Below are 11,569 nucleotides of genomic sequence, written 5' to 3' on the forward strand. Positions count from 1 at the left end.
GTATATTGCACCGGATTGGGTATGATTCAGTCTTGTCCCCCCGGAAGTGCCATGGCCGCCGCCACCGTTCTGTCGCCGCCCGAAGATGCCAACAGCCCGGCCCGCCGCACGGTGAGCCGCGAGGACCTGTTGGCCGCTGCGCTGAAACTGATCGGCCCGCATCGCAGCCTGTCCACCCTGAGCCTGCGCGAAGTCGCACGCGAAGCCGGCATCGCACCCAACAGCTTCTATCGCCAGTTCCGCGACATGGATGAACTGGCCGTGGCGCTGATCGACGTGGCCGGCCGCTCGCTGCGCACCATCATCGGCGAGGCGCGCCAGCGCGCCACCTCCAGCGCCACCAGTGTGGTGCGGGTATCGGTGGAAACCTTCATGGAACAGCTGCGCGCCGACGACAAGCTGCTGCACGTGCTGCTGCGCGAAGGCGCGGTCGGCTCGGACGATTTCAAGCATGCCGTCGAACGCGAACTGCACTACTTCGAAGAAGAGCTGCAGCACGACCTGGTGCGCCTGGCCGCGCTGGACGGCGCGGTGCTGTACAAGCCGGAACTGGTCTCGATGGCGATCACCCGGCTGGTGTTCGCGATGGGTGCCACCGCGATGGATCTGCCGCCGGAGAAAGACCCTGAACTTGTCGAACAGATCTCCACGATGATCCGCATGATCATCGTCGGCGCTCGCACGCCGGCCGCCTTCCGCCGCGGCCGGTAGGCACAGAAGGGTCGGATCCCGTGCCGACCAACGGTCGGCACCCACCAACAGCAGCGGACAGCCCCGCCATTCCGCGGATCGTCAGCTTTTAACGTTGGCGTTGATTCTGCAGGTGCAGGGCTGCAAGCCCTGCCGCAAACCTCACCCCGCCGCACCCTCGGCCTTGCGCACGAACGCCTCGAACAGCGCCAGCGTCTGCTCGCTCACGTGGTGCTCGATGCCCTCGGCATCGCGGCGCGCGGTATCCGGGTCCACGCCCAGGGCCAGCAGGAACCGCTCCACGGTCTGGTGCCGCTGGCGGCTGGCATGCGCCAGCGCCTCGCCCTCCGGGGTCAGGAACACACCCCGGTAAGGACGCTGCACCACCCAGCCATCGCGGGCCAAGCGCCGCAGCATCTTCGCCACGGTCGGCTGGGCCACGCCCAGGCGGGTGGCGATATCGACCTGGCGGGCCTCGCCGCCGTCGGCCAGCAGGTCGGAAATCAGCTCGACGTAATCCTCCACCAGCTCCATCCGGTGCGCCTCACGCACTTGCCGGAAGCTCTCGACCTGGCGCTCGGCCTCGATCAAGGGGGTGGCTTTGGCCGCTGTCGAATCTTCCTTCCTGCCCACGCGTGTGCCTGTCCTGCCGATGTATTCCGGGTTCGAACCTGAATTCTGGACCAGTGACGCGGTAAAGACGATTGTTTCACATTGCTATGCCATATAGCAGAGGCTATATTAGGCGCCATGGATACCCGCACGCACCCTGACTCCCCGGCCTCCCCCGCGGCCAGCCTCGGTGCGCTCAACGCGTCGGTGGCGGTGCCCGACAAGGGCCACTGGTGGTTCCGGCTGCTGGCGTTCGTCGGGCCCGGCTACATGGTGTCGGTCGGCTACATGGATCCGGGCAACTGGGCCACCGACCTGGCCGGCGGCTCGCGCTTCGGCTACCTGCTGCTCTCGGTCATCCTCATTTCCAACCTGATGGCGGTGATCCTGCAGGCACTGTCGGCGCGGCTGGGCATCGCCACCGGCATGGACCTGGCGCAGGCCTGCCGCGCGCGCTATCCCAAGCCGGTGAACCTGGCGCTATGGGCATTGTGCGAAGCGGCGATCATCGCCTGCGACCTGGCTGAAGTGATCGGCACGGCCATCGCGTTGAAGCTGCTGTTCGACCTGCCCTTGCTGTGGGGCGCCGTCATCACCGCACTGGACACCCTGCTGGTGCTGTTGCTGATGAACCGCGGCTTCCGCGCACTGGAAGCGTTCGTGATCGCATTGCTGATCGTGATCTTCGGCTGCTTCATGGTGCAGATCGCGCTGGCCGCCCCCCCGGTGATGGAGGTGCTGGGCGGCTTCATTCCGCGCGCGCAGGTGGTCACCGATCCGCACGCACTGTACATCGCCATCGGCATCATCGGCGCCACGGTGATGCCGCACAACCTGTACCTGCACTCATCCATCGTGCAGACCCGCGCATACCCGCGTACCGATGCAGGACGTCGCAGCGCGCTGCGCTGGGCGGTCACCGACAGCACCATCGCCTTGACCCTGGCATTGTTCATCAACGCCAGCATCCTGATTCTTGCCGCTGCGGTGTTCCATGCCAACGGCCGGTTCGACGTGGAAGACATCGAGCAGGCACACCAGCTGCTGGCGCCGATGCTGGGCGTCGGCCTGGCGTCGACCCTGTTCGCGGTCGCGCTGCTGGCTTCAGGGCTCAACTCGACGGTGACGGCAACGCTGGCCGGGCAGATCGTGATGGAAGGCTTCCTGCGCCTGCGCCTGCCGCCCTGGCTGCGGCGCCTGATCACCCGCGCGCTGGCGATCATCCCGGTGGTGGTGGTGATCATGCTGTTCGGCGACCAGGGGGCCGTGAAGCTGCTGGTGCTGAGCCAGGTGGTGCTGTCGATGCAGCTGCCGTTCGCGATCATTCCGCTGGTGCGGATCGTGACCGACAAGGTGACGATGGGCGCACTGGTGGCACCGCGCTGGCTGGGCAGCATCGCCTGGGTGATCGCGCTGGTGATCGTGGTGTTGAACGTGAAGCTGCTGGTGGATACGTTCACTGGAGCGTGACAGCGCCGCCGGGCATGGCCCGGCGCTACCCATGGCGACTGCGGTGGATCCACGCCATGCGTGGATGATTCTGTATCGCGCACCGCGCGAAAGGCCGATGGCTGCTGCAGTAGATCCACGCCATGCGTGGATGGCGCGTTACAGGTGCAACGCGATCGCCTCTTCAATCTGCTGCGGTGACTGGAACCCCGCAAGGCGTTGCCGCTCATCGCCGTCACGGAACAGCGACAGCGTCGGCGTCTGCCGCAATCCCAGTTCGCGGAAGAACGCCTCGCCCAGCACTTCCAGCTGCACCCGCAGCAGCGTGGTGCCCTGCCCCGCGCTGCTGGTCGCCACGCGATGCAGCGACATCTCCAGCATCCGGCAGCCGGGGCACTGCTGCTTGTGGAAATCCACCAGCACCCTTGGGTGTTCGGCCAGCAGCTGCTGGAACTGCTCAGGCGTGGTGGCGTCGATGATCTGCATCGGTCGTACTCCGGTAGTGGGCCAGGACCGCATCGGTCCAGGCGTCGATGGCCACGGCATGGCGTTCTCCATGCGGCATCTGTTCGATCTCCAGCGGCGGGTAGTCGCTGCGGAAGTATCGGATCAGCCGGTGCACGGCGCCGCAGTAGTACTCCTGCCCCCACTGCGTTTCACCGGTGCCGAACACCGCCAGCTGGCGCGGCCGCTCGCCACGTTCGGCGATACCGGCCACCCACGCCTTCATCTCCGAAGGCGTGCGCCCGGCGTTGTCGGTCCAGCAGCCCAGCAACACCAGGTCGGCCTCGTCGACACCCAGCGGCGCGGCCTGGCGCGGGTCGTCGGCCTCGTGCCAGTGCACCGCATGGCCGGCGGCACGGCAACGCTCGGCGATGTGCCGGCCGAGCTCGCGGGTGTTGCCGCTCAACGAGGCAACCACCACAAGGATGCTCAGCGCCACGCCGGGCTCATAGGTCGTCGAAGCCGTTGTCGACGTTGGTCTTCTTGTAACTTGCATTGCGCATCTCGAAGAAATCGGTCTTGGTTTCAGTGAAGTTGTCGGCGTAGGCCTTGATCCACGGCATCACGTTGTCGGTGGTGTCGCTGTACAGGCGCTCGATGCCGAGCATGCCGGCCATCTTGTTGGCGCGGTACTTCACGTAGCGCACCATCTCGTCCACGTCGATGCCATCAATCCCATCCAGCACCTCGGCCGACCACTGTGTTTCCAGCTCGATGGCATGTTCGAACGACTGGTGCACGTAGGCGGTCAACTCGTTGGTCTGCAGTTCCGGGTTCTCGCCGATGATGGCGCGGATCAGCTCGCTGATGAACTTGGTATGCGCCAGTTCGTCGCGATTGATGAAGCTGATGATCTTGCCGGTGCCGGTCATCCGGTTCTGCCGCACCATGTTGTAGAAATAGGCGAAGCCGGAGTAGAAATTGATGCCCTCCAGGATCGAGGACTGGATCAGTGACTTCAGCAGTGTCTCGGCGGTCTTCTCGCGCATGAAGTCGTCATAGGCGGTCATGATCGGCGCATTGCGCTTGATGATGGTCGGATGCGTGCGGGCCAGCTCGAATACCCGGTTCTGGTTCGGCAGATCGGTGATCGAGGCCAGCACGTAGCTGTAGCTTTCATTGTGGATCACCTCCTGCTGGCCGATGATCGCCGCGTTGGCATGCGCGGCCGGGTCGGTGATGTACTCGGCCACGTTGTAGATGAAGCGCGTCTGCGGTGAATCCAGCGTGGCCAGCAGGCCGATGATCGAATCGTAGGCGTTCTTCTCGCGCCCTGAAAGCTCACCGTACTGGCGCGCGTCCAGCTTCATGTCGACCTCGTCGGGGATCCAGAAGTTGGTCGAAAGCTCCTTGTAGGCCCGATAGAACGACGGGTACGGGATGTCGTTCCAGTTGAGGATGCCGCTGGTGCGGCCGTTGATGATGCCGGTGCTGCGGTTGGGATGACGGGGTTCGAGGATCTTGATGCGGTCGAGCGGGGTTGCCATGGTTTTACCTGCAGGGGTAGCGCCGGGCCATGCCCGGCGGAATGTACGATTCCCGCGCGGTGCGCTCGCCGGGCATGGCCCGGCGCAACCGTGCGGTACGGGCGCCGATCAGCTGGAACACCACTCGCATTCGCTGATGTCGATGTCGTTGGAGCGCACGTAGTAGGTGGTCTTCAGGCCCTGCCGCCACGCGCTCAGGTGCAGCTCCAGCAACGTGCTGGCGCGGATCGTGCTGGGCACGTACAGGTTGAAGCTGATGGCCTGGTCGACGTGGCGCTGGCGGCGCGCGTTCTGCCGCACGCTGGCGAACTGGTCGACCTTGTAGGCGCCCTTCTCGTAGTACGGCCAGGTCTCCAGCGACAGCCCCGGTGCGGCGACCGGGCGCCGGAAGTCCTTCTTTTCCTCGTAGTAGAACGCGCTGTAGATCGGGTCGATCGATGCGGTGGAACCTGCGATCTGCGCGGTGCTCATGTTGGGTGCGACCGCCAGCAGCCAGCCATTGCGCAGGCCGTGGCTGGCGACCTCGGCCGCCAGGCTGTCCCAGGCCGCACCGCTGTAGTCGCGGTCACGGAAGTAGCGACCGGTGTGCCAGTCGCTGCCCACGAACATCGGGTAGCTGCCCTTTTCCCTGGCCAACTGCGCGCTGGCCTGGATGGTCAGGAAGTTGATGCGCTCGAACAGGCTGTCGGACAGGTCTTCGGCCTCCGGCGATTCCCACTGGATGGCCTGCTGCGCCAGCAGATGGTGCCACCCGAAAGTGCCCAGGCCGATCGCGCGATACTTGCGGTTGGTGATCGTGGCCTGCGGTACCGGCAGCGCGTTGAGATCGATCACGTTGTCGAGCATGCGTACCTGGATCGGGATCAGCCGCTCCAGCACATCCTTGGCCAGCAGATCGTCGGATGCCGTGATGGCACGGCCCAGATTGATCGAGGACAGATTGCAGACGACGAAGTCACCGGCACGTCGCGTGGTGACGATCTGATCCCCGCTGACGATCTCCTGGATCATCCGCGTCGGGCTCATGTTCTGCAGGATCTCGGTGCACAGGTTGCTGGAATACACCATGCCCGCATGCTTGTTCGGGTTCCTGCGGTTCACTTCATCGCGGTAGAACAGGAACGGATTGCCGGTCTCCAGCTGGCTCAGCATGATCCGCTTGAACAGGTCGATCGCACGCACCGTGCGCCGGCTGATGCGCTCGTCGGCCACCAGTTCGGCGTAGCGGTCGCGGAAACTGCCCGCGCCACGCTTCTCGTCGTAGAAGTCCTGCAGGTACCAGCCCTTGGCCTGCTTCACTTCATGCGGATCGAACAGGTACCAGTCGGCACGGCGTTCCACCGCTTCCATGAACAGGTCGGGCACGCAGATGGCAGTGAACACATCGTGCGCGCGCAGGCGCTGGTCGCCATTGTTCAGGCGCAGGTCCATGAAGGCTTCGATGTCGCGGTGCCAGATATCCAGGTACACCGCCACCGCGCCCTTGCGCTGGCCCAGCTGATCGACCGACACGGCCGTGTTGTTGAGCTGCTTGATCCACGGCACCACGCCACCGGAGGAATTGGGCACGCCACGGATCGGTGCGCCGCTGCTGCGCACGTAGCCCAGGTACGCACCCACGCCGCCGCCGTGCTTGGATACCCGCGCGATATCGGTGTTGGAATCATAGATGCCCTGCAGGCTGTCATCGACCGTGTCGATGAAGCAGCTCGACAGCTGGCCGCCGACCTTGCCGGCGTTGGCCAGGGTGGGCGTGGCCACGGTCATGTACAGGTTGGACAGTGCCCAGTACGCTTCGCCCACCAGCTGCATGCGCCGTTCGCGTGGCTTTTCCTCCTGCATCAGGTACAGCGCGATGGTCAGCCAGCGCTCCTGCGGCAGCTCGTACACCTCGCGGCTGCGATCGCTGGCCAGGTAGCGGGTGGCCAGCAGGTACAGGCCGTTGTAGGCAAACAACCGGTCGCGGTCGGGGTCGATCATCTCGCCGGCCTGCTGCAGCTCTTCCTTCGAATAGCAGCGCAGGATGTCGTTGCTGTAGACACTCCGGTCGGCCAGGCTTTCCTGCAGGCCGACGTAGGAACCGTATTTCAGGCTCACGTCGTAGAAGCGATTGCGGCTGGCGCGCTTGTACAGCCGACGCAGGTACAGGCGCGCAGCGAACTGCTCCCACTCCGGCGCGACCAGATCCACGCGCGACTCGGCTTCGCGGATCAGCAGATCCACCAGGTCATCGGCACTGATGCTGGATTTGCGCTCGACCATCGCCAGCACCACGCGGCGGTAATCGGCCACATCCAGCTGCGGCAGCTCGGCATGGATGGCATCGATGCTGCGCAGCAGGCGCTCGGCCTCGAACGGCAAGCGACGATTGCCGGCTTCCTTGGTGATCCAGGTCGGCACGCGCTCGCCTCCGGCGCGCATGGCGTCGCCGGCGCCGGCCAGATCGGCCACGCGGAAGGTACTGTCGGTCATGGTGGTGAAACTCCAGGCACGCGCGCGCTTGGCGGGCGATGCCATGGCGGCCCTGCACGCGATACCGGCGCACGGGGCGAACGGGTGGATTGCCAGGGCACGGGAACGTAGGTCGTCGGCATCTGCCTGCGCCTGCGGCCGGTATCCGGGCCGTGGGGGCGACCTGCGTCCGCACGGTGGCGGCCGCGTCGACACGGCAAGCCTTCAGGGGCGGGCCGCGGGACGTTTGCTGCATGTCCGGCGGCGGCGGCTGACCGGGAGTGACGGCCACAACATAGTGGGGATCACAGAACTCGTCAACACAATATGAGGGATATCCCGCCATCGCGACACTCGGTCGCAGGACACGCCGTTGCATGCCCCTGCGCTTGTCGCGCACCACACTGGCCCCACATCGGATCCACACCCCTTTCAGAGGAACCGCCCCATGCGCGCTGCGCTGCACACCACCTTCGGCGATCCCGCCACTGTCCTCGCCGCCGGCGATGCTGCCCTGCCAGAACCCGGCGCAGGTGAAGTGCGGATCCGCACACGGCTGGCGCCGATCCACAACCACGATCTGTGGACCGTACGTGGCCAATACGGCTACAAGCCGCCGCTGCCGGCCATCGGTGGCAGCGAAGGACTGGGCACCATCGATGCGCTCGGCGAAGGCGTGCAGGGGCTGCAGATCGGCCAGCGTGTCGCCGCTGCGTCGGTGCATGGCACCTGGGCCGAGGCGTTCATCGCACCGGCACGGATGGTGATTCCGATGCCCGATGCGATTGAAGATGAAACCGCCGCACAGCTGATCGCAATGCCGCTCAGCGCACTGATGCTGCTGGAATTCCTGCAGGTCGAGCGCGACCAATGGATCGTGCAGAACACTGCCAATGGTGCCGTCGGCAAGACACTGGCGATGCTTGCCGCCGCACGCGGGGTGAACGTGATCAACCTGGTGCGCCGCGATGCGGGTGTGGAAGAACTGGGTGCGCTGGGCATCGGCAACGTCTTTTCCACCGCCCAGGACGGCTGGCAGGACCAGGTGCGCAAGGTGCTGGGCGAGGCCGGCGCAACCGCAGCGGTGGACTCGGTGGGCGGCACCGCCGCCGGCGACCTGATGGGCCTGCTCGGCGAGGGCGGCACCCTGGTGTCGTTCGGTTCGATGACCGGCCAGCCGATGCAGATCTCCTCCGGCGATGTGATCTTCAAGCAGGCCACGGTGAAGGGCTTCTGGGGCAGCAAGGTCAGCCAGGCCATGTCCGTGGACGACAAGCGCCGGCTGGTCGGTGAGTTGCTGACACGTGCAGCCAGCGGCGAGCTGCGCTTGCCGGTGGAAGGCATCTTCGCGCTGGACGAAGTGGCAGCAGCGGTCGCCGCCAGTGGCAAGCCGGGCCGTAGCGGCAAGGTGCTGTTGCGGGCCTGAGGGCGTCGGCCGGATCCCTCTCCGGAAGGAACGGGCTCTGAACCTGCAGAAGCGTGCGGACCAACGGTCCGCACCACCTAAGGTCTGTCGGCCCCACCGACTTTCGTTAAGAACCTGTGATGTATAACTGAATGCGCTTTCGTCATTGGTCGGCGCCGGGGCCCGCATGCGGTACTGCGGGCTCCTCCCCCCGTTTGGCGCAGTCGCTTCCATGTATCGCACCACCCTGCTTTCCAGCGCAGTCGCGCTGGCCCTCGCCGCCGGCACTGCCCGCGCCGCTGAATCGGCCGACACCGGCAAGGACGGCACCACCCTCGGCACCGTGCTGGTGACCGGCTCCAACATCAAGCGCAGCGACACTGCCGGCCCCAATCCGGTGCAGGTGGTGACCCGCGAGCAGATCCTGCAGACCGGCCGTTCCACCCTTACCGACGTGCTGCGCAACCTCTCGGCCAACGCCGGCAACAGCTTCGATGAGCAGTATACCGGCAGCTTCGCCGCCGGCTCGGCCTCGATCGGCCTGCGCGGGCTGTCGCCGAAGAACACGCTGGTGCTGGTGAACGGCTACCGCGTGGCCAACTTCGGCTTCGCGCTCAACACCCAGGACACCTTCGTCGACCTCAACGCACTGCCGATCAGCGCGGTCGAGCGCATCGAAGTGCTGAAGGATGGCGCCTCGGCGGTGTATGGCTCCGATGCCATCGCCGGTGTCATCAACATCATCCTGCGCCGCGATTTCCAGGGCGTGGAGGTCGGCGCGGGTTTCGGTACTGCAACCCAGGGCGGCTTGAACGAACGCAAGGCCAACCTGCTTGCCGGCTTCGGCGACCTGGAGCAGCAAGGCTGGAACGTGCTGCTGGGACTTGACCTGTTGAAGCGCGATCGCCTGGACGGCGACCAGCGCGCCTACACGCGCAGCGGCGATTTCCGCGACAAGGCCGGTGGCCGCCTGGCCGGCTGGTCAACCGCGGGCGGCAACTGGCTGGCCAACCCGCGTGCACCGCAACCGTTCGCACCCTGCCCTGACGGCAGCGAACTGCGTTCCTACAGCGATTTCGGCAGCACCCTGCCCGGCCAGGCCTGCGCCTTCAACGCGCAGCCGTTCAAGACGCTGCAGCCCGGTGCGGAGCGCCTGCAGGCGTCGTTGAGCGCAACCTACCGCTTCAACGACAGTATCGAAGCCTTCGCCGATGTGCTGTACAGCCACAACAAGGCCGACCAGATCTTCAGCGCACCGCTGACCGTCGGTCCCGGCCTGCGCGCCTACAATCCGGCCACCGGTACGCTCACCGATATCGCTGCGGTACTGCCGGTGGGCCATCCGGACAATCCCGGCAGCACGCCGTTGCCGTTCGAGTACACCTTCTTCGATCTCGGCCCGCGCCTGAAAGACAACACGCAGGTGTTCTACCGTGCCCTGGCAGGCGTGCGTGGCAGCGGCGAGCGCTGGGACTGGGAAGTGGCGGCGCTGACCTCGCAGAGCGCGCAGCGCGAATACGTGGACAACTTCGTTGACCGCTATGCCTTCGAGCAGATCCTGCGCAGTGGCAGCTACAACTTCCTCGACCCGTCCAGCACCACCGGTGCGCTGGACGATCTGCGGCTGCAGACCAAGCGGCCGGGCTGGTACAAGCTGCACGCGCTCAACGTGAAAGCGTCCACCTCGCTGTGGGAACTGCCTGCCGGCGCGATCGGTTTCGCCTGGGGCGCGGAATTCCGCAAGGAATCACTGGATGCACGTACCAGTGCACAGGTGCTGTCGGGCACCGAACTGCGCCCGGCCATCAACATTGTCGATGGCGAGCGCCAGGTCAGTGCGGCCTACGCCGAGTTCAGCGTGCCCCTGCATCGCACGCTGGAACTGCAGGTGGCCGGACGGGGTGACCACTACGATGATTTCGGCAAGGCGTTCTCGCCGAAGTTCGCCCTGCGTTGGCAGCCACTGGACAGCCTGCTGCTGCGTGGTTCGTTCTCGCGTGGCTTCCGCGCACCGTCGCTGCCGGAGATCGCCCCCGGGCAGACGATCAGTTACGGCTCGGTGGTCGACCCGTTCGATCCGCTGCAACCTGGCGGCAGCCGTGGCGTGACCAACCTGCGCACCGGCAACCCCGACCTGAAGGCCGAACGCTCGCGCAACCTCAACGTCGGTGCGGTGTGGTCGCCCGATGTCGATACCAGCATCGGCCTGGACTGGTACCGCATCGAGCAGGACAACCTGGTCAAGCCGGACAGCGCGCAGTTCATCGTCAACAATCCGGAGCTGTTCCCCGGGCGCGTGCAGCGCGATGCCCAGGGCCGCATCCAGATCATCACCAACCAGTATGCCAACCAGGGTGAGCTGACCACCTCGGGCATCGACCTGGAAGCCAACCGCACCTTCCGCACCGACGGCTGGGGCAACTTCACCGTGGCCGGCAGCTGGACCCACCTGCTCAGTTTCAAGCAGCCACTGGTGGCCGGGCAGGCGCCGTATGACGGCGCCGGCAACAACCGCCACGGCGCCCTGCCGCGCACCCGCGGCACCACCTCGCTGAACTGGGCGGTGGGCGATTGGAGCAGCACGTTGAGCGTGCAGTACGTGAGCGGCTACGACCAGCGCGTGGCCACGGCGAGCAGCAACCCCGGGCTGCGTGACCGGATCAAGCCGTACCACCAGCTGGATCTGTACGTGGCCTACGAAGGTATTGCCAACACCACGCTGTCACTGTCGGTGCTGAACCTGACCGACCGGGATCCGCCGTTCGATCCGGCCGGCGGCTCCAACGGCTTCGACATCAGCCAGTACAACCTGCGCGGGCAGTTCGTTTCGCTCGGCGCGCGATACCGGTTCTGATCGCCGCTGTAGCAACTGTCTTGTCATGCGGAGGCCATCTGGGCCTCCGCATCCCTTTTGCGGGCGTTGAGGATCACCAGCATCTTGCGCATCACCGCGACCAGAGCCACCTTGCCC

The 11,569-nt window shown here is 65.7% G+C and carries 9 protein-coding genes; 4 read left to right on the forward strand and 5 right to left on the reverse strand.

Annotated features, from left to right (window positions below; genetic code table 11):
* Nucleotides 1-51: 51 nt before the first annotated feature.
* Nucleotides 52-711: an HTH-type transcriptional repressor FabR gene (gene fabR, locus ACVOLJ_RS04590; protein ID WP_475279021.1), complete on the forward strand. Its 660-nt coding sequence runs from the start codon at nt 52-54 to the stop codon at nt 709-711.
* A gap of 141 nt (nt 712-852) precedes the next feature.
* On the opposite strand, the gene mntR is transcribed toward fabR, so the two are convergent.
* A complete protein-coding gene (gene mntR / locus ACVOLJ_RS04595; RefSeq protein WP_475279022.1) occupies nt 853-1,323 on the reverse strand; it encodes a manganese-binding transcriptional regulator MntR in 471 nt (156 codons plus the stop codon).
* Nucleotides 1,324-1,440: 117 nt separating this feature from the next.
* On the opposite strand from mntR, the gene ACVOLJ_RS04600 reads away from it, so the two are divergent.
* The gene (locus tag ACVOLJ_RS04600) at nt 1,441-2,772 is read left to right on the forward strand and encodes an Nramp family divalent metal transporter (RefSeq protein ID WP_481563579.1); all 1,332 of its coding nucleotides are present in this window, start codon (nt 1,441-1,443) and stop codon (nt 2,770-2,772) included.
* Nucleotides 2,773-2,910: 138 nt separating this feature from the next.
* Here the strand turns inward: ACVOLJ_RS04600 and ACVOLJ_RS04605 are convergent, their stop codons facing one another.
* The 4 genes from ACVOLJ_RS04605 to ACVOLJ_RS04620 all read right to left on the reverse strand — a co-directional run bounded on the left by ACVOLJ_RS04605 (nt 2,911) and on the right by ACVOLJ_RS04620 (nt 7,163).
* Nucleotides 2,911-3,237 (reverse strand): thioredoxin family protein, encoded by a 327-nt coding sequence (locus tag ACVOLJ_RS04605; RefSeq protein ID WP_475279024.1) that lies wholly within the window; start codon nt 3,235-3,237, stop codon nt 2,911-2,913.
* Nucleotides 3,209-3,688: a flavodoxin gene (locus tag ACVOLJ_RS04610; protein WP_475279143.1), complete on the reverse strand. Its 480-nt coding sequence runs from the start codon at nt 3,686-3,688 to the stop codon at nt 3,209-3,211. Before ACVOLJ_RS04610 ends, ACVOLJ_RS04605 begins: the two co-directional genes overlap by 29 nt.
* Before the next feature lie 13 nt (nt 3,689-3,701).
* On the reverse strand, nt 3,702-4,742 hold the full coding sequence (locus ACVOLJ_RS04615; RefSeq protein ID WP_481563580.1) for a ribonucleotide-diphosphate reductase subunit beta: 1,041 nt from the start codon (nt 4,740-4,742) through the stop codon (nt 3,702-3,704).
* Between the two features lie 108 nt (nt 4,743-4,850).
* Nucleotides 4,851-7,163: a ribonucleoside-diphosphate reductase subunit alpha gene (locus ACVOLJ_RS04620; protein WP_481563584.1), complete on the reverse strand. Its 2,313-nt coding sequence runs from the start codon at nt 7,161-7,163 to the stop codon at nt 4,851-4,853.
* Nucleotides 7,164-7,641: 478 nt separating this feature from the next.
* On the opposite strand from ACVOLJ_RS04620, the gene ACVOLJ_RS04625 reads away from it, so the two are divergent.
* A complete protein-coding gene (locus ACVOLJ_RS04625) occupies nt 7,642-8,619 on the forward strand; it encodes a zinc-binding dehydrogenase (RefSeq protein WP_481563581.1) in 978 nt (325 codons plus the stop codon).
* Between the two features lie 211 nt (nt 8,620-8,830).
* On the forward strand, nt 8,831-11,452 hold the full coding sequence (locus tag ACVOLJ_RS04630; protein ID WP_475279027.1) for a TonB-dependent receptor: 2,622 nt from the start codon (nt 8,831-8,833) through the stop codon (nt 11,450-11,452).
* Nucleotides 11,453-11,569: the final 117 nt, after the last annotated feature.

The organism is Stenotrophomonas sp. STEN046, assembly GCF_056759755.1.